This window comes from Actinocorallia libanotica (assembly GCF_039525175.1).
Taxonomy (GTDB): Bacteria; Actinomycetota; Actinomycetes; order Streptosporangiales; family Streptosporangiaceae; genus Actinocorallia; species Actinocorallia libanotica.
In genome coordinates, this window is the sequence record NZ_BAAAHH010000023.1 from 81,781 (window position 1) to 102,537 (window position 20,757).

Genomic DNA, 20,757 nt, shown 5'->3' on the forward strand with positions numbered 1-20,757 from the left:
CCCGGCGCGGGGCCGCCCTTCACGTTCGGCGGATGCGAAGGCGGCTCAGCCGAGGCGGCCGGTGCGGACGGCGGCGACGGCGCCGCCGTCGACGAGCAGGTCGGTCCCGGAGATGAAACCGGAGAGGGGGCCGAGCAGGAAGTCGACGGCCGCGGCGATGTCGGCGGGGGTGCCCACGCGCTGGGCGTTGGAGGCGTCGATCATCATCCGCATTCCGGCGCCGCTCTCGCCGTTCAGCTCCTCCTGGCCCATGGGGGTGGCGATGACGCCGGGGCTCACGGAGTTGATCCGGGCGCCCCGGTCCCCCCACACGGGGCTCGCGCCCCGGACGCGCAGCAGGTTGGCGTACTTGGCCAGGCTGTAGGCCTCGCCGGGGCCGGAGAAGCGGGAGGCGTCGGCGACCGGCAGGGACAGCAGCTCGTCGGCGGGCGCCGTGGCCAGGCTCCGGGCCGCCTCTTCGGGCAGCGGCGGCAGGAAGTGCCCGGCCATGCTGGCGATGACCACTCCGGCCCCGCCGGAGGCGACGACCTCGCCGAACTCCTCCAGCACCAGGGCGACGCCCAGCAGGTCGACCGCCAGGATGGCCTCCACCGGGGCCTGGACCGGGGACAGCCCGGCGGTGTGCACCACCGCGCGCACCTCCCCCAGCGACGCGGCCAGCCGCGCCAGCGCGGCGACCGACTCCCGCGAGGAGACGTCGACCGCGGCGGGCGTCACCTCGTAGCCCTCGCCCCGCAGCTCGCCGGTCACCGACTCCAGCAGCCCCTCGTCGAAGTCCGCGGCCAGGACGTGCGCCCCGGTCCCCTGCCGGCGGGCGATGGCCTGTCCCATCCCGCCGATCCCGATGACCACCACCACGTTCCGCGCCATGCGCCCGCCCCTCGGTTCACCTAATCCGACACATGCCGGTTTTCCGGCATGTGTCGGAAACAATACAGTAGGGGGGTGCCGCCCCGAGAACCCTCCGACCGCCGCGTCCACCGCTCCCGCACCGCGCTGGAGACCGCCCTGCTGGACCTCATCCGCGAGCACGACCTGGCGCGGATCACGATCCTCGACATCACCCGGCGGGCCGGCGTCAACCGCTCGACGTTCTACGAGCACTACGGGAGCGTCGGCGACCTGGCGGCCCACGCGTGCGCCGCGATGTTCGACGAGCTGATCGCCGCCGCCCCCGTGATCGGCGGACGGTACGGCATCGAGGAGCCGGGGCCCGCCGCCGACGCCCTGACCGACGTCTTCGCCCACGTCGCCGAGCACGCCCGCCTCTACGGCGCCCTGCTCGGCGACGGCGGCAGCGCCCACGTGATCGACCACATGCACCAGCGGCTGACCGCCTCCGTCCGCACCAACCTCGTCCGCGGCGGCGGCACGGCCGCCGCCTCCCCCGACACCGCGGCCGTGGTCCTCGCCGGCGCCCTGGTCGGCGCCGTCCTGGACCGGCTGCGCCGCGGCTGCCCCGGCACCGCGCGGCAGATGAGCGCCGCCGTCATCCCCCTGCTCCACGGGGCCGCCCTCGCAGCGGGCGCGCCCCCTCCCCCGCCCGGCTGATCCCGCGCGCCGAACGCCCCGCCCGGATCCCGCGCGGGGCCGCGGCGCCTAGCCGACCGCCGTGGCCTTGGGGACGTCGAAGGACGCGGCGCTGACCAGCTTCGCCTGGACGGTCTCGTGCTCGCCGGACTCCAGCGTGTTGGCGTGGGAGAGGTCCAGGTGCGCGGCGGCCAGCCGGGTGGCCTTCGCCGGGTCGCCGCGCTCGATCTCGTCGACCAGCCGTTCGTGGACCCGCAGGGCGTCGCGGCGGGTCCTGCGCGCCAGCGGCGCCGACGGGTCCGCCTCGATGTCGGCGCCGTCGGCGACCGTCGCCCACACCAGCGAGTCGTGCGCCGACCAGATCGCCTGCAGCGCGCCGATCACGACGATCATCGGCTCGTTGCCGCAGAACGAGACGATGCCGGAGTGGAAGTCCCGCGAATGGCGCAGGTAGGCCTCCATGTCCTCCAGGCTCTCGCGCTGCCGCTCCACGATCGCGCGCAGCGCCGGGACGACGGTCTCCGCCCGGTCCTCCCGAGAGGCGCACAACCCGGCGCAGACCGGCTCCATGTGGCGCAGGGCGACGCTCACCTCCCGGGGCGACGACGACCGCTTCTGCAGCACCATCGCGATCATCTGCGCGGCGCGCTCGGGCGTGGGGCTGTGCACCACGGCGCCGCCGACGTTGCCGCGCCGCACGGTGATGAGCCCCTCGGTCTCCAGGATCCGCAGCGTCTCCCGCGCCACCGGCGGGCTCACCTGGTAGCCGTCGAACAGCCGCGCCTGACTCGCCAGGAGGTCGCCCTCCCGCAGGCGGCCGGTCAGAATGTCCTCGCGCAGCTGCGCCGCGATGATCTCGGCGAGCCGCGGTTGCCGCAGGTGGGCCACGCCGTCCTCCTGTCATGGTCCGTTCCCCGCCGATCCGGGGCTTCTCTATCTATAGTAGATAAGATTGACCGCCTTGACGTGATCAACGGCGACGCCGCGCGTGTCCCGGCGCCCGACGGCCCCGGCGCCCCACCGGAGGCAGCGCCTCGGGACTCCCCGCCGCGTTCCTGGCCTCGGCCGTGCACAGGAGGTCCGAGCCGCGGTAGAGCGCGGCCGCCGAGACGACCTCCCGCTCCGTCACCGTCCTCCTGATCTCGTAGTCCAGGTCGGCGCCGAGCGGCGTCGGCCTGGTGTAGCGGATCTCCAGGCTCTTCGTCCTGCCCGCGACCCCCGCGCGGCAGTTGTGGTGGGCGATGACCGCGTCGAAGAAGACCGCGAGGAAGCCGCCGTGGACGAAACCGGGAGGCCCTTCGTAGACGATCGGGAAACGGATGGAGCCGCTCGCCCGGTCGTGGCCGATCTCCCGGAAGCCGTACTCGGGGAACGCCGGGTTGAACGCTCCGATGTCCGTGGCGTGGTCGAGATACAGGCGTGCTCCGGGGTCGTCGGCGCGGGCCCCGACCCGGACGGCGGGAGTCACCCGCGCGGCCGCGCGCAGTTCGGCGTCCGTCCCGCGGATGTCCGCGATGAGCCGTTCCAGCAGGGGCGACGGTCCTTCGAGGGAGAGCGCCGTCTCGGTCAGGGCGCGCACGGCGGCCGCGAACGCCCGGGTCTGGTCCAGGGGCTCCTCACCGAAGCTCCAGGCCGCGCTCATGCCGAGACCTCCCGCAGCAGCGCCTTCGCCGCGCCCAGGTCGACCTTGCCCGATGTCGTGCGGGGCAGTTCCGCCACGATGTGGACCTCCTTGGGCACCTCGTATCCGGCCAGCGAGCGCGCGGCCTCCGCGCGGAGGGCGGCCGGGTCGGGCGCCGCTCCGGGGCGGGGTTCGACCAGTGCCGCCGGCACCTCGCCCAGTCGGCCGTCCGGCACGCCCAGGACCACCGCCCCGCGGACGTCCGGGAGCGCCTCCAGCACGGACCTGACGCGGTCGGGCAGCACCTTGAAGCCGCCCCGGATGATGGCCTGGTCGGCGCGGCCGAGGATGTAGAGGAACCCGTCGGCGTCGATGCGCGCGAGGTCGTTCGTGCGCATCCACCCCGCGTCCCGGCCGAGCTGCGCCGGTCTGACCTCCAGCAGGCCCGGCCGGTCGGGGCCGAGCACGTCGTGGGTGTGCTCGTCCACGACCCGCAGCGCGCAGCCGGGCTGGGCGCGGCCCGCACTGCCGCGCTTCTCGCTCCAGTGCTTCTCGTGGTCGCGCAGCGTCCATCCCGCCACGCCCCCGGCGAACTCCGTCGCGGCGTAGGACGTCAGCACGGGCACGCCGAAACGGGCGGTGAAGGCGTCCGCGTCCTCCGGCGCCAGGGGCGCCGTGCCCGAGGTGACGGCGCGGAGGCTGGAGAGGTCCGCGGGATCGGGGTCGGCTTCGAGGACCATGCGCAGCGCCGCCGGGACCAGGCTGACCGTCTTCGGACGGTACGTGCGAACCGCTTCGAGCCAGGGTCGGAGGTCGAAACGTTCGAAGAACACGAAGGCGCGCCCGTCGAGGACGCACTGGAGCACGCGGAAGACCCCGCCCATATGGGCCAGGGGCGAGTTCACCAGCGCGACGCCGCTCGGCCTGCGCGCGGGGTCCCGCTTCTTCGCCTCGTAGTGCTTGGCCACGGCCATGCTCGCGTCCAGGGCGTCGTAGGCCAGGTCGATCCGCTTCGGCGGGCCGGTGGTGCCGCTGGTCGGCATGCGGACGGCGACGCCGGGACGGCTCCGGCCCTCCGCCGGGCGGGCGGGGCGGTGCTGTACCCGGGCGTCCGCGTCGAGGTCGTCGAAGGCGACCAGCGCGGTGCCGTCGGTGGCGCCCGCCAGCTCCTCGATGTCGGCGGTCTGCCCCAGAACGAGCCGCAGGCCCAGCCCGGCGACGTCGGAGCGCACGCTCTCCCGGCCGCGAGCGGGGTTGATGACGACGAAGCATCCGCCGCGGCGCAGGACGGCGAGCAGGAGCGCGACGTGGAGAGGGGTGTTGCGGGCCGGGACGCCGACGACGGCCGTACCGCCACCGGCATGGGCGTCGATGACGCCGTCGATCCGGTCCATGGCCGCGGCCAGCTCGGCCCAGGTGTGCCAGCGGCCCCGGAACTCCAGGGCCCGCGCCGCGGGGTCCGCGGCGGCGACCTCCGCGATCCTGCCGGACAGGCGGGGCGTCATCAGCGGATCCTCGGGTTCTCGACGCGCCGGGGCCGGCCGCCCAGCTCCGCCTGGCCGATCGGGTTGCCGAGCCTGGTGTAGAGCAGGCCCTGGTCGAGGGAGGCCCGGTAGGGCCGGTCGAGGGACTCCCAGATGGCGCGCACGGTGCCCTGCGTCGCCGCGGACGGGGCGGCCGCGATGGTGCTCGCCAGCTCGAAGGCGCGGTCCCACAGCTCCTCGCGGGGCACGACCTCGGTGACCAGGCCGATGGCCAGGGCCGTCGCCGCGCCGACCCGTTCGTGGTTGCCCATCAGGCTGATGCGCAGGGTCTGCGACAGGCCGATCTTGCGGATGAGGCCGACGGGCTCCAGCGCGGACACCAGGCCGGCGCTCACATGGGAGTCGAAGAACGTGGCGTCCTCCGAGCAGATCACGACGTCGGACTCGTTCACGAAGTAGAAGGCGCCCGCGGTGCACATGCCCTGCACCGCGCAGACCACGGGCTTCCACACCTTCTGCCACTTGGCGCTCAGCAGTTCTCCGGGGTCCTCGTGGTTCCACACGTCGTCCGGCTGTCCATAGCTCTTCTTGACGTCGAGCCCCGTGCTGAACGCGCGGTCCCCGCTCGCCCGCAGCACGACCGCGTTGATCCCCGCGTCGTCGCGGACGCGCCGCCACGCGTGGGCGACCTCCCGGCACATCGTCCGGTCGAAGGCGTTGAGGACCTCCGGGCGGTCCAGAGTGAGCGTCGCCACCTTCGCCGCGCGGTCGGTCTCATAGGTGATCGTTTCGTAGGTCGTCACGGGTCCCGCCCTCCTGCGTGGTCCGTCAGCGCCCGCGGAATCCGGGGTCCCGCCGTTCGGCGAACGCCGCGAGCCCCTCCTTGAAGTCGAGCGTGCGGCAGGCGAGCTCGAGCCGCATCGTCTCGTCCGTCAGCGCGTCGGCCAGGGTCCGGTTCGCCGCGCCGTGCAGGGCCGCCTTCGCCAGGCCCAGCGCCACCGTCGGCCCGTTCGCCAGCTCCCCGACCAGGGCCGCGGCCGCGGACGGAAGCTCGTCCGGCTCGACGGCGCGGTGGATGAGGCCCATCTCCGCTGCCTCGGCCCCGGTGATCCTGCGCCCGAGCAGCAGCAGCTCCTTGGCCCGCGCCATCCCGACCAGGCGCGGCAGCAGCCAGGTGCTCCCGCTGTCGGGAGTGAAGCCCCGCCGCGTGAACGGCGCCCACAGGAGCGCCGAGCGGGTGGCGACGGTGAAGTCGGCGGCGAGGGCGAGGCCCATGCCGAATCCCGCGGCCCAGCCCTGGACCGCGCACACCACCGGCAGGTGCACGTCGTGCAGGAGCTGGACGATCCGGTGGGCCCGCAGCGGAGTGCGCCGGACGAGGTGGCCCGTCCTCGGGCGGCCGCCCTCCTCGTTGCTCGACACCCAGTCGACGCCCGTGCAGAAGTCACGGCCGGCGCCCTCGATCAGGATCGCCCGGAGGCCGTCGTCGGAGGCCGCTTCCTCGAACGCCGCGGCGAAGGCGCGCACCATGCCCGGGCTCAGGGCGTTCCCGCGCTCCGGGCGTTCGAGGACGACGCGCAGGACCTCGTCCTCACGGCGTACCGCCACCGTTCCGCCATCTCCGTCATCCGCTTCGGCCATTCCGCCTCCCGCGCCCCGGATACGATTTTTAAGATTACTAATGTATATATCTTAGAAGGCGCTCAATCGACAGACCCGCCACAGACGGAGGTCACCCGATGCCGGACGCGAGGATCCTGCGGGACCACGACGAGGAGGCCGGCGTCGTCCGGCTCACCATCGACAACCCGCGGCGCCGCAACGCCTACGACCCCCCGATGCGCGAGCGGCTCGCCGCCCACCTCGACGAGGCCGCCCGGAACGACGACGTCAAGGTCGTGCACCTCCGGGGGTCGGGAGGCGTGTTCTCCACCGGAGCCGACATGGACAACGCCTACGCCTGGTACGGGGGCGGGAAGGGCGACGGCCGCAGGCCCAGCCAGCGGCGGCGGCTGGCCGTCGACCGGCACGCGTTCGGCTTCTACCACGAGTTCATCGGCTTCCCGAAGGTGACCGTCGCGGAGGTCAGCGGCTTCGCGCTCGGCGGCGGCCTGGAGCTCGCCCTCGCCGCGGACATCGCCGTCATCGCGCGCGACACCCGGATCGGCATGCCCGCGGCGCGTTTCCTGGGCCCCGCCCTGGGTTCGCTGCACCTGTTCTTCCACCGGCTGGGGCCGGTCCTGACCCGGCGCATGCTCCTGACGGGCGACCTCGTCGAAGCCGGCGAACTGGAGGCGCTGGGCGTCTTCACCGAGTTCACCGACGCCGAGTCCGTGCCGGCGCGCGCCGCCTACTGGGCGCGCAAGGCGTCCCGGATGCCCGCCGACGGGATCGTGATCGCCAAGGAGGCGTTCCGCCTGGTGGAGCAGCTCCAGGCCTACCAGGGCGAAGAGGTGCTCAGCTACCTCACCCACGCGTTCGGCACGAACCTGCGCTTCGAGGAGGGCGAGTTCAACTTCGTCAAGGCGCGGGCGGAGCACGGGACCAAGGAGGCGTTCCGCCTGCGCGACGAGCACTTCGGCATCGAGGACTGACCGGTCAGGAGGCGGCGCGCACACCGCGGTCGCGCAGGAGCCGCCGCAGCGCGGACACGTCCGGCTTGTCGGAGGCGAGCCGGGGGATCCCCGTCTCGTCGGGGAGCACCAGCCACAGCGAGGGGACCTTGAAGGAGCTCAGGACCGCGCGCCCCGCCGCCGCCAGCCCGGCCGGGTCCAGCCCCTCGCCGACCAGCACCGCCCCCACCTCCCTCCGGGAGGCGCGCTCCACGTCCGTCACGAACACCTGGCGCACCCCGGGCAGGGAGCGCAGCGCCTGCTCCACCTCGACGGGGTAGACGGTCGCCCCGCTCACCTTGAACATGTCGTCGAGCCGCCCCTCGTACCAGAGGTACCCGTCCTCGTCCAGGCGGCCGAGGTCGCCGGTGGCGTAGTAGCCGTCGGCGTCGAACACCTCGCCGTCCCTCCTGCCGTGGACGCCGCGCATCAGCATCGGGCCGCGCAGCAGGATCTCCCCGCTCCCTCCGGCGGGCACCGGCCGCCGGGTCTCCGGGTCGACGACCCTGACCTCGACCCCGGCGAAGGGACGCCCGCAACTGCCGTGCTTCTCCGGCGGCATATCGGTGTCCAGGCGGTATCCCGCGTACGGGCCGAACGTCTCGGTCATCCCGAACAGGTTCGCGCGGGCGCCCGGCCGGGCCCGCAACTCCTCGGGAAGGACCGCGTCGAGGCTGCCGGGTCGCAGGCCGGGCAGCTCCGACGGATCGAACGAGGGATGGGCCGCGATGCGCGCCCCCTGCTGCGGCCAGCCGCGGAACACCGTGACCCGCTCCCGCTTGAGGAAGCCGATGGTCCGTCCGGGCTCCGGGGAGCGCTCGGTGAGGAGCGTCGCCCCGGCGGCGAGGGCGGTGAGCAGGCCGCCCGCGAACCCGCCCGCCCAGAAGAACGGCATCGGAATGTACAGCCGCTCGCCCGGCCGCACGCAGCGCGCTTCGAGACCTCCGGAGACCGCCCGCAACGCGCTGCCGTGCGTGTGGACGGTGCCCTTGGGCGCCCCTCTGCTCCCGGAGGTGAACAGGATGACGAAGTCGTCGTCCGGCCGGACGGCGGGCCCCGGCGGCCCGTCGGCAAAGGCGCCTTCGACCGCGAGGCCCTCACCCCACACCCACACCCTCCGCAGCGAGGGAAGGTACGGGTGGGTTCCGGCGGTGGGCGAGAGCGCGCCGGGCAGCACCTCTTCCAGATCCTCGGCGTAGCGGCGGTCGCGGTAGGCGCGCACGATGATGAGCGCGGCGACCTCCACCGTGCGCAGTTGCGCCTCCAGTTCGCGGGGGCGCAGGAGCGTGCTCAGCGGCACGAGTACGGCGCCGATGCGCGCCACGGCGTACGCGGCGACGGCCCAGTCGATGCCGTTCGGCATGAGGAGGCCGACCCTGTCCCCGCCGCCGATGCCCGCGGCGAGCAGCCGCGCGCCGATCTCGCGGCTGTCGCGGTCGAGCGCCGCGTAGGTCGCGGCGGTGTCGTCGCAGACGACCGCCTGCTCCTCGCCCGCCGTGCGCGCCCGGTACGCGAGCAGCCCGGGAACCGTCTCCGGAGGTTCACCGGCTCCCGACGCTTTTTCATCTATGTTATACATCTATGAAATCTTAAATTGCGGATATGGCGAGCTCCAGGGCCGGGAGCGGTCAGGACGCGACGCGGGGTCCACCGGACGCCGGACGGGCCGCGGCGGCCTCCACGCAGGGGGCGAGCCAGCGCCGCAGGAAGCCGCGGAGCTCGGCGGGACCGCGCACCGGATCGCCCGGGTCGAGGAGGAAGGACTGCACGACCCGCAGCGTCCACTCGATCAGCTCGTTGCGCTGCTCGGGGCCGATCCCGGAGGCCTCCCAGTCCACCGCGCTCCGGTCGAGGAGGGAGCGGCCGACCGCCCTCGCGGTGTCCGAGGTGACGCTGCGCAGCAGCGACCTTCCGCCGCGGACGTCCAGCAGGAGCCGCAGGTACGGCTCCTTCTCCACCTGGCCGATCATGTACGTCACCGCCTCGACCAGCGCCTCCCCCGGATCGGCGATGTGCCGGAGCCGGCGGGACAGGCGCGCCAGGAAGGGCCGCGTCCCCTCCATCGCCGCGGCGATCAGCAGCGCCTCGGTGCTCGGGAAGTACCGGTAGACGGTCTGGCGGCTGATCCCGAGCTCGCCCGCGACATGGGCGATGCTGGTGGAGCCGCCGTGCTCGGCGACGCACCGGTGGGTCGCGTCCTTGATCCTGCGGATCGCCTCGTCGTCGTTCGAAGGCGGCGCACCGCCCCACCCGTGTGTACGCACGCGCTCAACCTACCGCCTCCCCCGAGAGGACACCCGAACAGATGTGTCCTGTCTGCGGCCCCGCGCCCCGCGCCCCGCGCACCGGGGGCCGGTCAGCGGGCGCGGGACTGCCCCGGCCGCAGGGGCAGGATCGAGAACGACAGGGTGGCGACGGCGGCCAGGACGTCACGCCCCTGGTCGCGGACGTCCACCTGCACCACGATGAGCGTCCTCCCGCGCCGCAGCACCCGCGCCACGGCGTGCGCGGGACCCACGGTGACCGCGGAGAGGAACTTGATGTCCATGTCCGCGGTGGCGGCGCTGTCCCCCTCGGGGAGCGCCCTGCCCGCCGCGCGCCCGGCGACGACGTCGACGAGGGTGGCCAGCAGGCCGCCCTGCAGGCCGCCGCGCGTGTTCGCCACCCGGGGGGTGACCGGCATGGCCATCGCGAGGTCGGCGCCCTCCGGCACCTCGACGTCGCGCATGTCGAGCCGCCCCAGCAGATGGTCGTCCTGGACGGCGAGCGCCCCCGTGCCGCCCGCCTGCCCGTCGGCCTTCGCCTCCATGGGACCTCCCCTTCCGCTCCCGGAGGAACCCGCACCGGGAATGATGTTTCCGTTTTTCAGAATTATCCTCTCAGAGCGGGTTCCCCCCTGCTCCACCGGGGCGGCGGCCGTTCGTCTACCGGGCGGTGGCGGCGGGCATGACGAGCACCGGTTTGATCACCGTGCCGGCGTGCGCGTCCGCCTCGGCCCGGTCGATCTCCTCCAGCGGGTACTGCCTGATCAGCCGGTCGAACGGGAACAGCCCGCGCCGCCACAGGCCGATCAGGCGCGGGATGAACACCTGGGGCACCGCGTCGCCCTCGTACACGTAGGTCACGGTCCGGCCGGCGAGGGACGCCGGGTGCACCGTGAAGACGTCCATGCCCGCGCCGACGAGAACGCAGGTGCCGGGCCTGGCCAGCACCTCCACGGCGGCGCCCATCACCGCGGAGACCCCGGTGGTGTCGAAGGCGACGTCCATGCCGGGCCCTCCGGCCCGCACCTCGGCGACCAGCGCCGGGTCCGCCCCGTCGACCGCCCGGGTGGCTCCCAGCTCCAGCGCCGTCCCGCGCCGCGCGGGGTTCAGGTCCACCGCGACGATCTCGCCCGCGCCGGAGGCCTTCGCCGCCATGATCGCGGCCAGGCCCACCGCGCCCGTGCCGAACACCGCGATGGACTGGCCGGGCGCCAGCCGCGCGGTGTTGAGCACCGCGCCCGCCCCGGTCTGGACGCCGCAGCCGAGCGGACCGAGGATGCCCAGCGGAACGTCCTTGTCCACCTTGACCATGTTGCGTTCGGTGGCGAGCGTGAACTGCCCGAAGGACGACTGCCCGAACCACCGGCTGGTCACCGGGGCGCCGGAGGCGTCCGTGACGCACCCGCTGCCGTCGGGCCGATTGCCGGAGAGGTTGTGCAGCTCGAACATCGCGCAGTTCGCCGGCGCCCCGGTGCGGCACGCCGCGCACTCCCCGCAGAAGTCGAAGGACAGCACGACGTGGTCGCCCGGCGCGACCGAGGTCACGCCCGGCCCGACCGCCTCGACGACGCCGGAGCCCTCGTGCCCGAGGATCACGGGCAGGAACGCCTCGCCGAACACCCCCGAACGGCCGAACTGGTCGGTGTGGCACATCCCGGTGGCGGCCACCCGCACCAGCGCCTCCCCCGGCCCGGGGTCGGCGACGGTGACGGTCTCGATGGAGTAGGGGGCGGCGAAGTCGCGGAGGACGGCGCTGCGGGACTCGGTCATGTGTTTCCTTTCCTCGACGACGGGGTCGCGGTCGCGAGCTCGGCGGTCACGAGCATGCGCTCGCCCAGGGACATCACGCCCTCCTCTCGTCCGCGCCCCGGCCGCGCCTGACCTCGCGGAACGGGACGTCCCGGTCGGCGGCGTACTCCCGCGGCATGCCCAGGACCCGCTCGCTGATGATGTTGCGGGAGATCTCGGTGCTCCCGCCGCCCAGGCTCGACTCCTGGCGCATGAGCTGGCGGACCCCGACGAGCCGGCCGAGGCCGGGTTCGTCGACACCGCCGACGACCGCCGCCGGGCCGGCGATCCGCAGCATCGCGTCGTTGGCGGCCTGGGAGGCCTCGGCGCTGAACAGCCTCATGAACGCCGTCGCCGCGGGGGGCAGCACACCATCTCCGATCGACCGGGACACCCGCTCGATCAGCTGGTCCCGGACGTGGCTCATGGCCACCCACTCGCCGATCTCCTCCCGTACCGCGGGATCGTCGACGCGTCCGGTGACGCGGGCGACCTCCGGCAGGTCCTCCCAGCGCAGGCCCCCGTGCCGGAGCCGTCCGCTGACGTACGGGGAGCCGCCGCCGACGGCGGTCTTCTCGTGCACGAGCTGCCGCGAGGCCACCGTCCAGCCGCCGTTGACCTCTCCCACGACCGCGGAGGCGGGCAGCACGACGTTGTCGAAGAACTCCTCGCAGAACTCGTCCGAGCCGTCGACCATCCGGACGCGCCGCATCGTGACGCCCGGCGCCTTCGTCGGCATCAGGAACATCGTCAGGCCGCGGTGCTTGGGCGCGTCCCAGTCGGTGCGGGCCAGGCACAGCGCCCAGTCCGCCGCGTACGCCCAGGTGCTCCACGTCTTCGCCCCGTTGACGACCCAGCCGTCGCCGTCCCGGTCGGCGCGGGTGATGAGGCCCGCCAGGTCCGAGCCGCCTCCGGGCTCGGACAGGAACTGGCAGAGCACCTCCTCGCCCCGGATCGCCGCCCCGATCCGCTCGCGCTTCTGGTCCTCGCCGCCCATGTCCAGGATCGTCGCCGCGCAGATCGCGAACGTGGGGATGTTCAGCAGCAGCGGCATCTCGTAGCCGTCGGCCTCCTCGGTGAACGCCCGCTGGTGCGCCGGGCTCAGCCCGAGCCCCCCGTACTCCCGGGGGAAGCAGATGCCGGCGAAGCCGCCCTCGTAGAGCCTGCGCTGCAGTTCGCGGGCCCGCCGCCAGTCCTCTTCCTCGGCGGTCTTGCGTCCGCTCTCTCCTTCGACCGGCCGCCGCATGTTCTCCGCCAGCCATGCCCTGGCCCGCAGCCGGAACGACTCGACGCTCTCCGCCGCCGGATTCTCGGTCACCACGCTCGCCTCCAGAACGTCAGGAAAGGGTGAGGTCGGCCAGCCGCCGCCGGTGGTCCTCGGGTGTGCCGTACAGGGCGCGGTCCACCGTCGCCCGGCGCAGGTACAGGTGCAGGTCGTGCTCCCAGGTCACCCCGATGCCGCCGTGCAGCTGCACGCAGTCCTGGAGGATGCGCAACGAGCGGTCGCCGACGAAGGACTTCGCCACGCTGACGGCGAGGTCGGCGTCGGGAGAGTGCTCCTGCACCGCCGCCGCGGCGGCCTGGGTGGTGGCGTGGCAGGCCTCCAGCCAGGTGCGCATGTCGGCGAACCGGTGCTTGAGCGCCTGGTAGGAGTCCAGCGGACGGCCGAAGGAGTGGCGGTCGGCCGCCCAGCGGGTGGTCATCTCGAACACGCGGTCCAGGCCGCCGCAGATCTCGGCGCACTGCAGCACTCCGGCGATCCGCGCCTGCCGTGCGACGACCGCGCCCGAGCCGACCGCGCCCACCAGGGCACGCGGGCGGACCAGGACGTCGTCGAAGCGCACCTCGCCGAACGGGCGGGCCAGGTCCAGGCTCCACTGCGGCCGCACCGTGATCCCGCCCGCGTCGGCCGGGACGAGGAACTGGGCGACGCCCTCCCCGGTGTCGGCGGTGACCAGGAAGAGGTCGGCCTCGCCGGCGAGCTCCACCCGGTCCTTCACCCCGTTGAGCCGGTGGCCGTCCGCGACGGGCGTCGCGGCCAGGCCGGGCTCCAGCGGCTCCCACGGCCGCCCCGGCTCGTAGACCGCCCAGGTCGCGATGCTCGCGCCGCCGACCAGCTCCCTGATCACCGCGGCGTGGTCACCGCCGTCCGCCTGCGCCGCCACCAGCCCGGCCAGCACGATGTTGGTCGCCAGCAGCGCTCCCGGGGCGACGCTCTCCCCGAGCGTCTCGGCGAGCAGCGCCAGGTCCCGCACCCCTTCGCCGGACACGCTGCCGCCGCCGAGCTCCTCGGGCGCCAGCAGCGCCGTCCAGCCCAGCTCCGCCGCACGCGCCCACCAGCCGCGGAAGCCCCGTCCGCCCGTGGCCGCCGTCTCGCGGACCCGCGCCAGGGGGAACTCCTTGTCCATGAATGCTCTGGTCGTCGCTCGGAAGAGCCTCTGATCCGGTGAGAGCTCGATCTCCATCGGACTCCGTTCCGCGTCGCAGGGCCACAGCAGACCACCACGCGCCATTTATGTCAATGATATATATCTAAGCGTCTACAGCGTGGCGTTCCGCCGCGCCCACAGGGCCGTCGGGAAACCCGCCGCGATGAACCCCACCCGCGCCGTGTCCGAGCCGCTCATCTCACAACCCCTCTCTCCCTCCGGTGAGCGGGTGCTCACCGGTCCCGGGCGCTTCCCGCTCCCCTTCTCAGAAGTCGGAGCCGCCGTCGACGTTGATGTCCGCGCCTGTCATGTAGGTGTTGGCGCGGGAGGCGACGAAGGCGATGACCGGACCGATCTCGGAGGGCAGCGCGACGCGGCCGAGCTGCGCCGGGTGGCCGAAGTCCTCGGCGATGATCCCCATCACCGCGTGGAGGTCGTCGAAGTCGACCTGCCGCTCCGACGGGAGGCGCAGGATGTAGTTCTTCAGGCCCTGCGACAGGAACGAGCCCGGGGAGACGGTGTTGACCAGGATCCCGTCGGAAGCCAGGGTGAGGGACAGGTTCTTGCTGAAGCTGGTGAGGGCGGCCTTGGCGGCGGTGTAGGCGACCAGTCCCTGGGTCTGCCGCCGCACCGAGTGGGCGGAGACGTTCACGATCCGCGCCCACCGCGCCTTGCGCAGCAGGGGCAGGGCGGCCCTGGCGCACCGGGCGGCGCTGAGCGTCCCGATGTCGAAGGTCGAGAGCCACTCGGTGTCGTCGAGTTCGTCGAACCGGCGGCCGACGCCGACGTCGACCGGGCCCGCGGCGTTCACCAGGACGTTGAGCTCGCCCCAGCGTTCCCCGAGCGCCGCGAAGGCCGCGTCGACCCGGCCTCGGTCGGTGAGGTCGGTGGGGATCTCCACCACGTCGGGCGAGCCGAGGGCCCGCAACGCCTCCGCGGTGTCGGCCAGCGCTTCCGCGCCGCGCGCCAGCAGGGCGACGCGGGCCCCTTCGGCGGCCATCGCCTCCGCGGCGGCCCTGCCCATCCCCTTCGATCCGCCGTTGACGACGACGGCGGCGCCGTCGAATCCCAGGTCCATCGCCTGTCCTTCCCTGCCGGGGGCGTGCTCTCCTGTGGTGCTCCACCGCGTCCGGGCGGCCGTCACTCCAGCAGCTTCCGGAGGCTGCGGAGGTCGGGTTTGCCGCTCGTCGTCATCGGCAGCTGCTCGGCCGTCATCGTGCGCACCCGCCGCGGGATCTTGTAGGGCGAGAGCCGCTCGGCCAGGCCCGCCCGGAGCCCCGCCTCGTCCACCGCCTCCGGGTCGGCGGCGATGACGGCGGCCGCGACGATCTGGCCGCGGCCGGCGTCCTCGACCCCCACGACGTGCGACCGCAGCCCGGTCACGTCGTGGATCGCCCGCTCCACCTCGCGCGGTGAGACGTTCGCGCCGGACGTCTTGATCATTTCGCTGCGGCGGCCCTTGAAGTAGAGGAAGCCGTCGGCGTCGCGGCTCACCAGGTCACCGGTCGCGTACCAGCCGTCGGGGTCGAAGGTCTCCCTGCGTTCGCGGCCGTGGTAGCCCGCCATCAGGGACGGGCCGCGGAAGTGCAGTTCGCCCACCTCGCCGGGACCGCACTCCGCTCCGTCGGCCGTGCGCACGCGCGCTTCGAGCCCCGGCGCGGGCCTGCCGAACGAACCGCGGCGGTGTTCCGGCTGGTCGCCCTCGTCCTCGCTGAGCAGGCAGATGCCGCCGGTCTCGGTCATGCCCAGCATGTTGTGGCGCAGCTCCGGGTCCGCGGGCCTCGCTCCGTCCGGCATGACCGGGTAGAGGTTGCCGCGCCGGAGGGACGACAGGTCGCGGCCGGGGAAGCTCGGGTGCTCGGCGAGATGCGCCACCGTCTGCGCGAATCCGTTGCAGAGGGTCGGCCGCTCGCGTTCGATCAGATCGAGGACCTCCCCCGCGTCGCGGGCGCCGGAGCAGACCAGACGGGCCCCTGCGGCCAGGGTGATGAGGAAGGCCGCGGCGAACCCGCCGATCCAGAAGAAGGGGCTGTTGGAGAACAGGATGTCGTCGGCGCCGTATCCCCGCACCCTGTTCAGGTCCGCCGCGTGGCGCAGCAGGCTTCCGTGCGTGTGGACGACGCCCTTGGGGTCGCCGGCCGATCCGGACGTGTGCACGATGACGAACGGGTCCGCCGGTCTGACCAGGTCCTCCGTCGCGCGCAGCAGGTCCGCGCCGACCCGCTCCGCCGCCGTGTACAGGGACTCGGCCCGCCACCGCGCCGGGACCGCGCCGCTTTCCGCTCCCGAGAACCACACGTGCCGCAGCGTCGGCACGGTGGACGACAGCACGGGAGGATCCGCCTCCGCCGCGAACCCGGGAACCGCCTCCCTGACCGTCTCGACGAAGTCACGCGACCGGTAGGAGTCCGCGGCGAGCAGGAAGCGCACGTCTGCCTGCCGGAGCAGCGCGCGCAGCTCATGGGCCGTGGACATGGTGCTGATCGGAACGGCGACGGCGCCGATGCGGGTGACGGCCAGCGCCGCGACGGCGAACTCCGAGCCGTTGGGGTACAGGAGGCCCACATGCATGCCCTTGCCGACGCCGGCCGCCAGCAGGCCGCGGGCGAGCAGCGCCGAACGCCGCTCGGCCTCGTCGTAGCGCAGAACGTCGGAGTCGCACACCAGGAACCTCTTCGACGCGAACGAGGCCGCCTGCCGCCGGATCAACCGGGGCATCGTCGGGATCGCCCCGGCCTCGTCCGCTTCCGCGATGTCCATCATCACTCTCCTCGCCCGGGTGTCCGGTCCGCCTACCGCGCCTTCCAGTGGGGGTCGCGCTTGTCGAGGAAGGCCTGCGGCCCTTCCCGCGCGTCCTCGGTGGCCGCCACCCGGAGCCGATGGCCCTCCGCGAGGAGTTCCGCCTCGTACACCGGCAGCCCCAGCCCCTTGCGCACGGCCAGCCGTGTGCCCCTGACCGCGAGCGGAGCGTTCTTGTTGAGCATCTCGGCGAGCTCCCACGCCCGTTCCAGCAGCGCCTCCCGCGGCACCAGCTCGCTGACCAGGCCCAACTCGTACGCGCGCTGCGCGCCCAGCCGCTCCTGCCTGCCCATGAGCGCGACCCGCATGGCGATGTTGAGCGGCAGGACCCTGGCCAGGCGGACCGCCTCGCGGCCGGACGCGACACCGATGCTCACATGCGGGTCGAAGAACGTCGCCGAATCCGCGGCGATGACGAGGTCCGCGGTGGTGACGAGGTCCAGGCCCGCGCCCGCCGCCAGCCCGTTGACCGCGCAGATCATCGGCTTGGTCATCCGCAGGTACGGCGGGGTGGCCTCCTGGGGCGCGTCCCACTGCCAGTAGGAGGCCAGCGGTGACTCCCCCCGGGTGTCCTGGCCGGGCAGCGCCGAGTCGGGGATGACACCGACGTCCGCGCCCGAGCACAGCGCCCGGTCGCCGGCGCCCGTCATGATGTACGTCCAGATGTCGGGATCGTTCTCGACGGTGCGGTACGCGTGCTCCAGCTCCGCGATCATCTGGTGGTCGACGGCGTTCAGCCGCTCCGGCCGGTTCAGGGTGATGCAGGCGGTCCTGCCCCGGCGTTCGAAGACGATGGTCTCGTAGGTCATCCCGGCCCTCTCCGGACTGCGCATTATTTAATAAAATATCCATTTTTGCTTTTCGGAATCAAGAAGGCCGACGCGGCGGGTGAAGGCGCCGACCGGCTCGTAGTGGTGGTCGTCCGCGACGAACGGCAGGGCGTGCTCCCGCCGGACCCCCACGCGCTCGGAAGAGGCGGCCGTCACCGCTCCTCGCCTCCGTTGAAGAAGAACCGCTCCGCGTTGGCGTACAGGTAGTCGTCGAGGACCTCGGGTTCGAGGTCCAGCCGCGCCGCCTCGGTCACGGCCCGGGTGAGCGGGAGGACGGGGGCGTCCGAGGCGAAGATGATCTTTTTCCGGCCGCGCGTCCGCATGTAGTGCAGCAGGGAGTCCGGCAGGTGCCTCGGCGACCAGGCCGAGGTCATCAGGTGCAGGTTCCGGTACTTGATCATCAGGCGGACGGCGGTGTCCCACCAGGGGTCGGCACCGTGGATCATGCACAGCTTCAGCTCGGGGAAGCGCAGGCACACCCGGTCCAGGTGGATCGGGTGCTGCGCCTCGCCCGGCAGCGGCGGCCCGGGCAGCCCCGTGTTCACGCAGACCGGCAGGTCCAGCTCGCACGCCTTGGTGTAGAGCGGATAGTAGACCGCGTCGCCGGGCGGGTAGTTGCCGTCGCCCCAGAAGCTCGGACCGACCGAGACGTAGGAGACCGGCGCGTTCGCCGCCACCTCGGCCAGGGCGCGGAGGGTCGGCATCGGCCGCAGCAGGTCGAGGCCGCCGACCCCGAGCGAGAAGCGCTCAGGCGCCTTCTCGGCGAACTCCCTGGCCCTGGCCAGGGAGCCCTTGCGGATGCTGCTCATGAGGATGGCGCGGCGCACGCCGAGCCGGTCCATCTCGTCGACCAGCTCGTCGAAGTCGAGGTCCTCCAGGAACGCCCTTCCGCCCTTGAAGTAGTCCTCCTTGACCCGGACGAGCCACTCGGGCGGGTCCTGGCCACCGGTCAGGCTCACGTTCACCAGGCAGTCGATGGCCCTGGACACCGTCGTCATGGCAGTCCCCTCTCGCGGCGTTCCGCGGCGCCGGGTCGGAGCGCCGCCGTCGACGTGATGAGACATTAAGTCGGAAAGTGTTCAATTGTCTAGCGTCGGTCGAGCGACCATACTGGGATCCGCACGACGATGATCAGGGAGAGCGCGAGATGACCCACGGACTCGACGGGCTCTGGCCGTCGACCGACCCGGTGCGGCCGGGCGTGAAGGACGCCGCCCCGGGAGCCCTCGACCGGGCGGCCGAGGAGCGCATCCTCGACGCCGCGGACCGGCTGGTGCGCCAGATCGGCATCGGCCGGGTCAGCATGGCCGAGGTCGCGCGCGGCGCGAAGGTCGCGCGGGGGACCCTGTACCGCTACTTCGAGTCCCGCGAAGTGCTCCTGGACGCGCTGTCGCAGCGTGCGGCGGACCGGTTCTTCACCGACGTCGCCGCGGCGATGGACGGCCTCCTCCTCCTCTCCGAACAGCTCGGGGAGTTCTCCAAGCGGATCATCCAGTCGATCCACCCGGAGAGCGAGGAGCCGTCCGGCAACAGGATCGCCCTGGTCCGCCTGCTGGCCACGCAGAGCGTGCAGGCGCTCCGCCGCACCGCCCGGTTCCTCCGGCCCTACATAGCCGCGGCCCGCGAGCGCGGCGAGGTCCGCGCGGACCTCGACCTGGACGACGCGGGCGAATGGCTCGCGCGGATCCTGCTGTCCTTCACCATCTTCCAGGCCTCGATCTCGCACGAGGCCGGCGATCCGCTCGCGGTCGGCCTGTTCGTCCGGCGGTACGCCATCAGCGGTCTGACCTGAGACGGGCGGCTGTGCCCTTGCCCCGCCCGTGGCCAACGATTTCCTCTTTCGCGAAAAGGGCTTAACGGTGCCGGCCCTAGGGTGAAGGGGCAGAGGAGCCAGCGCATGAGGGAAACGACGGAAGAAGGCGCGTTCGACGACGATCCGATCACCGCGGCGGCGCTGCGCCTGTTCGCGGGCATCGGCTACGACAACACCTCCGCGCGGATGATCGCGGACGCCGCGGGCGTGGATCTTCAGGAGGTCCAGGACCGAGGGGGCAAGAGCACCCTCTACAAGCGGATAGTCGAGGACTTCCAGCAGGAGCAGCGGTCCCTGTACGAGAAGGGCATGGCGGACTACGCCTCCGGCCCCGAAGGACTCCGCAGGCACCTCGACGACGCGCTGGACCTGTACCTGAGCCACCCCCTCTCGATGGCGATCTGGCAGCACCGGTACCTGGAGGACGCCGCCGACCTGGCCGAGGTCGACGTGCACCGGTCCTCGGTCTTCCGGTGGATGGAGGAGATGGTCGGCCCGGAGATCGCCGGCCACCCGGACTACCGGCTGATCGTGAACCTCTTCGCCTGGAGCGTCTACGGGTTCCTCTTCGGCGGCGTCATCACCGAGAACGGCGTTCCGATGGGTCCGGACACCGCCGAGGGGCGCCGGCGGTTCCGCGCGATGATGCACCGGCTGTCCGACTTCGCGCTCCAGATGGGAATAGCCGATTCGTCCTGGGAGCGGGGCCGCCCTTCAGAAGGCTGAGCGGACCTATCCGCGCTGCCGCTCCTCCAGGACCAGGGCCTGCGCCGACTGCCCGAGCCTGCCTCCGGAGTCGTAGAGGGCGGCGACGCTCAGGCCGCACCCGTGGGGCTGGAGGACCCCCGTGCCGACCAGGCCCACCCAGGAGCCGACCGGATCTCGGGAGAGGTGCAGGCTCAGCTCGGCGTTCATGAAACTCCACCGGCCGAAGGGCAGCAGCGCGTTCGTCGCGACGGACGCGTAGTCCGCCGCCACGGCCGCCCGCGCGATCCCGGGCGTCGGCTCACCGGCGATGACCGGGACCAGCAGGTCGACCCACAGGCCGAGACCGGCGCCGTCCGGCTTCGGTGACCGCAGCGGACGCAGCGAGACCGAGCTGTTGTCGAAGCACTCCCAGCCGACGGCCCTGCGCGCGGACGGCGCGGGTGCGCTCAGGTCCGGCACCGGCTCCCCCGCGAACGGATCCGGATGCTCCGTCACCCCCTCGGGCAGCTCCAGCTCGGCCCTGCGCACCGCCAGGCACTGCGCACGCGCCACCGGGACGTCCCCCTCCAGCAGGGTCACCGTCTGGCGTACCACCCGCTTGCCGCCCTCGGCCTCGGACACCGAGAGGGTCATCGGGACGGTGCGCACCGGCGCCAGCAGATCGAAGACGACACGCGCCGGAGTCCGCCCCGGCACGTCGATCCCGCAGGCCAGCAGGCCCGCCACGGCGGCCCCGTGCAGGGCGTCCGGACGCCAGGGGCCGCGGGCCCTGTTCGTCGGAACGACGCGTGAGCCGTCCCGTTCGAACAGCGCAGCGCCGTCCGGGACGCCCTCTTCGTCGGCGGGACCGTTCACGGGCGTCTCCCTCGCCTTCCTCTG

General features: G+C 72.9%; 22 protein-coding genes. 4 read left to right on the forward strand and 18 right to left on the reverse strand.

Annotated features, from left to right (window positions below):
* Positions 1-45: 45 nt before the first annotated feature.
* A complete protein-coding gene (locus ABD140_RS25130) occupies positions 46-870 on the reverse strand; it encodes an SDR family oxidoreductase (RefSeq protein WP_344243434.1) in 825 nt (274 codons plus the stop codon).
* A 75-nt stretch (positions 871-945) separates the two neighbouring features.
* Here ABD140_RS25130 and ABD140_RS25135 point away from each other — a divergent pair, with 75 nt between their 5' ends.
* A complete protein-coding gene (locus tag ABD140_RS25135) occupies positions 946-1,551 on the forward strand; it encodes a TetR/AcrR family transcriptional regulator (protein ID WP_344243435.1) in 606 nt (201 codons plus the stop codon).
* 48 nt (positions 1,552-1,599) lie between these two features.
* Here the strand turns inward: ABD140_RS25135 and ABD140_RS25140 are convergent, their stop codons facing one another.
* The 5 genes from ABD140_RS25140 to ABD140_RS25160 form a co-directional block, all read right to left on the reverse strand.
* Positions 1,600-2,418 (reverse strand): FadR/GntR family transcriptional regulator, encoded by an 819-nt coding sequence (locus tag ABD140_RS25140; RefSeq protein ID WP_344243436.1) that lies wholly within the window; start codon positions 2,416-2,418, stop codon positions 1,600-1,602.
* A gap of 82 nt (positions 2,419-2,500) precedes the next feature.
* Entirely contained in the window at positions 2,501-3,172 is a 672-nt protein-coding gene (locus ABD140_RS25145) for a PaaI family thioesterase (RefSeq protein WP_344243438.1), read from the reverse strand.
* Positions 3,169-4,656 (reverse strand): class I adenylate-forming enzyme family protein, encoded by a 1,488-nt coding sequence (locus ABD140_RS25150; RefSeq protein ID WP_344243439.1) that lies wholly within the window; start codon positions 4,654-4,656, stop codon positions 3,169-3,171. The genes ABD140_RS25145 and ABD140_RS25150 overlap by 4 nt, the downstream gene beginning before the upstream one ends.
* Positions 4,656-5,438 (reverse strand): enoyl-CoA hydratase/isomerase family protein, encoded by a 783-nt coding sequence (locus tag ABD140_RS25155; RefSeq protein ID WP_344243440.1) that lies wholly within the window; start codon positions 5,436-5,438, stop codon positions 4,656-4,658. The genes ABD140_RS25150 and ABD140_RS25155 overlap by 1 nt, the downstream gene beginning before the upstream one ends.
* Before the next feature lie 25 nt (positions 5,439-5,463).
* On the reverse strand, positions 5,464-6,276 hold the full coding sequence (locus tag ABD140_RS25160) for an enoyl-CoA hydratase/isomerase family protein (protein ID WP_344243441.1): 813 nt from the start codon (positions 6,274-6,276) through the stop codon (positions 5,464-5,466).
* Positions 6,277-6,374: 98 nt separating this feature from the next.
* On the opposite strand from ABD140_RS25160, the gene ABD140_RS25165 reads away from it, so the two are divergent.
* Positions 6,375-7,229, forward strand: a complete 855-nt coding sequence (locus ABD140_RS25165; protein ID WP_344243442.1) for an enoyl-CoA hydratase/isomerase family protein — start codon at positions 6,375-6,377, stop codon at positions 7,227-7,229.
* 4 nt (positions 7,230-7,233) lie between these two features.
* On the opposite strand, the gene ABD140_RS25170 is transcribed toward ABD140_RS25165, so the two are convergent.
* The 11 genes from ABD140_RS25170 to ABD140_RS25220 form a co-directional block, all read right to left on the reverse strand.
* Entirely contained in the window at positions 7,234-8,826 is a 1,593-nt protein-coding gene (locus tag ABD140_RS25170; RefSeq protein ID WP_344243443.1) for a class I adenylate-forming enzyme family protein, read from the reverse strand.
* Between the two features lie 49 nt (positions 8,827-8,875).
* Positions 8,876-9,511, reverse strand: a complete 636-nt coding sequence (locus ABD140_RS25175; protein ID WP_344243444.1) for a TetR/AcrR family transcriptional regulator — start codon at positions 9,509-9,511, stop codon at positions 8,876-8,878.
* Between the two features lie 92 nt (positions 9,512-9,603).
* Positions 9,604-10,056 carry a PaaI family thioesterase gene (locus ABD140_RS25180; protein ID WP_344243445.1) on the reverse strand — a complete coding sequence of 151 codons (453 nt, stop codon included), beginning with the start codon at positions 10,054-10,056 and terminating at the stop codon, positions 9,604-9,606.
* Positions 10,057-10,171: 115 nt separating this feature from the next.
* Positions 10,172-11,281, reverse strand: coding sequence for an NAD(P)-dependent alcohol dehydrogenase (locus tag ABD140_RS25185; RefSeq protein ID WP_344243446.1), 1,110 nt, complete (start codon positions 11,279-11,281; stop codon positions 10,172-10,174).
* A gap of 73 nt (positions 11,282-11,354) precedes the next feature.
* A complete protein-coding gene (locus ABD140_RS25190; protein WP_344243447.1) occupies positions 11,355-12,620 on the reverse strand; it encodes an acyl-CoA dehydrogenase family protein in 1,266 nt (421 codons plus the stop codon).
* 16 nt (positions 12,621-12,636) lie between these two features.
* On the reverse strand, positions 12,637-13,812 hold the full coding sequence (locus tag ABD140_RS25195) for an acyl-CoA dehydrogenase family protein (protein WP_344243448.1): 1,176 nt from the start codon (positions 13,810-13,812) through the stop codon (positions 12,637-12,639).
* Positions 13,813-13,993: 181 nt separating this feature from the next.
* A complete protein-coding gene (locus ABD140_RS25200; RefSeq protein WP_344243449.1) occupies positions 13,994-14,806 on the reverse strand; it encodes an SDR family NAD(P)-dependent oxidoreductase in 813 nt (270 codons plus the stop codon).
* A 62-nt stretch (positions 14,807-14,868) separates the two neighbouring features.
* On the reverse strand, positions 14,869-16,491 hold the full coding sequence (locus ABD140_RS25205; protein WP_344243450.1) for a class I adenylate-forming enzyme family protein: 1,623 nt from the start codon (positions 16,489-16,491) through the stop codon (positions 14,869-14,871).
* Positions 16,492-16,520: 29 nt separating this feature from the next.
* Positions 16,521-17,360, reverse strand: a complete 840-nt coding sequence (locus ABD140_RS25210; protein ID WP_344243451.1) for an enoyl-CoA hydratase/isomerase family protein — start codon at positions 17,358-17,360, stop codon at positions 16,521-16,523.
* A gap of 3 nt (positions 17,361-17,363) precedes the next feature.
* Positions 17,364-17,513, reverse strand: coding sequence for a hypothetical protein (locus ABD140_RS25215; RefSeq protein ID WP_344243452.1), 150 nt, complete (start codon positions 17,511-17,513; stop codon positions 17,364-17,366).
* Positions 17,510-18,355 carry an amidohydrolase family protein gene (locus ABD140_RS25220; RefSeq protein ID WP_344243453.1) on the reverse strand — a complete coding sequence of 282 codons (846 nt, stop codon included), beginning with the start codon at positions 18,353-18,355 and terminating at the stop codon, positions 17,510-17,512. The genes ABD140_RS25215 and ABD140_RS25220 overlap by 4 nt, the downstream gene beginning before the upstream one ends.
* 149 nt (positions 18,356-18,504) lie before the next feature.
* Between ABD140_RS25220 and ABD140_RS25225 the strand changes: the two genes are divergently transcribed.
* Together ABD140_RS25225 and ABD140_RS25230 are read left to right on the forward strand one after the other, a co-directional pair.
* Complete coding sequence (locus ABD140_RS25225) at positions 18,505-19,149, forward strand: TetR/AcrR family transcriptional regulator (protein ID WP_344243454.1); 645 nt, start codon at positions 18,505-18,507, stop codon at positions 19,147-19,149.
* A 105-nt stretch (positions 19,150-19,254) separates the two neighbouring features.
* Positions 19,255-19,896: a TetR/AcrR family transcriptional regulator gene (locus ABD140_RS25230; protein ID WP_344243455.1), complete on the forward strand. Its 642-nt coding sequence runs from the start codon at positions 19,255-19,257 to the stop codon at positions 19,894-19,896.
* A gap of 6 nt (positions 19,897-19,902) precedes the next feature.
* On the opposite strand, the gene ABD140_RS25235 is transcribed toward ABD140_RS25230, so the two are convergent.
* Entirely contained in the window at positions 19,903-20,733 is an 831-nt protein-coding gene (locus tag ABD140_RS25235; RefSeq protein ID WP_344243456.1) for an acyl-CoA thioesterase domain-containing protein, read from the reverse strand.
* Positions 20,734-20,757 lie beyond the last annotated feature (24 nt).